The following is a 1467-nucleotide window of genomic DNA, read 5'->3' on the forward strand; positions in this document are numbered from 1 at the left end:
AAAACTCATGCGGAAAAACAACCTTCATACCGTATGCGAAGAAGCAAAGTGTCCGAATATTCATGAATGCTGGGCGGTCAGACGTACAGCGACATTTATGATTTTAGGTTCTGTTTGTACAAGAGCATGCCGTTTCTGTGCTGTCAAAACAGGCCTTCCAACTGAGCTTGATCTGCAAGAGCCGGAACGCGTAGCGGATTCAGTCGCGCTTATGAATTTGAAACACGCGGTCATTACGGCTGTTGCGCGTGACGATCAGAAAGATGGCGGGGCAGGCATTTTCGCGGAAACGGTCCGTGCGATCCGCAGAAAAAGCCCGTTCACAACAATTGAGGTGCTGCCGTCTGATATGGGCGGAAACTACGATAACCTAAAAACCTTAATGGATACACGCCCAGACATCCTGAATCACAATATCGAAACGGTTCGCCGCCTGACGCCAAGAGTCCGTGCGCGTGCGACGTACGACCGTTCATTGGAATTTTTGCGCCGTGCGAAGGAAATGCAGCCTGACATTCCGACAAAATCAAGTATCATGATCGGGCTCGGCGAAACAAAAGAAGAGATTATTGAAGTAATGGACGACCTTTTGGCGAACAACGTGGATATTATGGCAATCGGCCAATATCTGCAGCCGACGAAGAAACACTTGAAAGTCCAAAAATACTACCATCCTGATGAATTTGCAGAATTAAAAGAAATCGCGATGCAAAAAGGCTTCAGCCATTGTGAAGCCGGTCCGCTTGTCCGTTCCTCTTACCATGCGGATGAACAAGTAAACGAAGCATCTAAAAAGCGTCAAGCCCAAGCATAATGCCAAAACGCCAGATCATCTGGCGTTTTTGTCATTCCTATCGATTTTCATGTCCTGACGCGTTTCTCCATTGGCATTTTCATTCTCTGAGACAGGGCTTCCTTGCGGGGAGGTTTTCATTTCTTGAATCGTCCCCGACATGATCTCTCTGATATCCCTTGAACCAGAGCCGAGATTGCTGTAATTTTCGACGGACTGCATATGGTTTGGATTATCGGAAATATACACGTGATAGTATCGCGGTATCACGGAAGCCGCTGTTTTTTTCACCTGATCGGCGGTCAGCTCCCGGTTTTTAGAATCGGTTTTGTATACGACAAGCGCTTCTCGGTCAGTCACCAATGTCGCAGCATCTTGAATATGGGGAAGCTGAACCGTTAAACTTGATATCATGTGAGCGGTTTCTTCCCGGTTCATCACCGGCGTTTTCTGCTGGTCTCCGTCAAATTGTTCTTTTTGATAGCGGACATAGCCAAATTGTTCGTTCTCATTATGCCTGTTAAAAGCCTCGTTGCGGTCCGACACATGAATGGGTTTGGTTTGATTCTGCGTCTGATTCCGGACATTTTGGGCATTATCCAATCCTGCGCCTCCGCACCCGGATAAAAGTCCGGTCAACAGGCAGAGGCTGACAGCGGTTCGTTTCATTTATC

General features: G+C 47.5%; 2 protein-coding genes. One reads left to right on the forward strand and one right to left on the reverse strand.

The features are described from left to right. On the forward strand, window positions 1–814 hold an 814-nt coding region (gene lipA, locus RAC86_RS38640; RefSeq protein ID WP_377886949.1), incomplete at its 5' end, for a lipoyl synthase. Between the two features lie 15 nt (window positions 815–829). On the opposite strand, the gene RAC86_RS38645 is transcribed toward lipA, so the two are convergent. Beyond that, on the reverse strand, window positions 830–1462 hold the full coding sequence (locus RAC86_RS38645; protein ID WP_021480537.1) for a YhcN/YlaJ family sporulation lipoprotein: 633 nt from the start codon (window positions 1460–1462) through the stop codon (window positions 830–832). Window positions 1463–1467: the final 5 nt, after the last annotated feature.

The sequence above is a fragment of the Bacillus sp. LR_5 genome (genome assembly GCF_042709275.1).

Bases quoted from the DNA above. Each gene is read 5' to 3' on its own strand.
- RAC86_RS38645 (WP_021480537.1), bottom strand. From the start codon at position 1,462: ATGAAACGAACCGCTGTCAGCCTCTGCCTGTTGACCGGACTTTTATCC.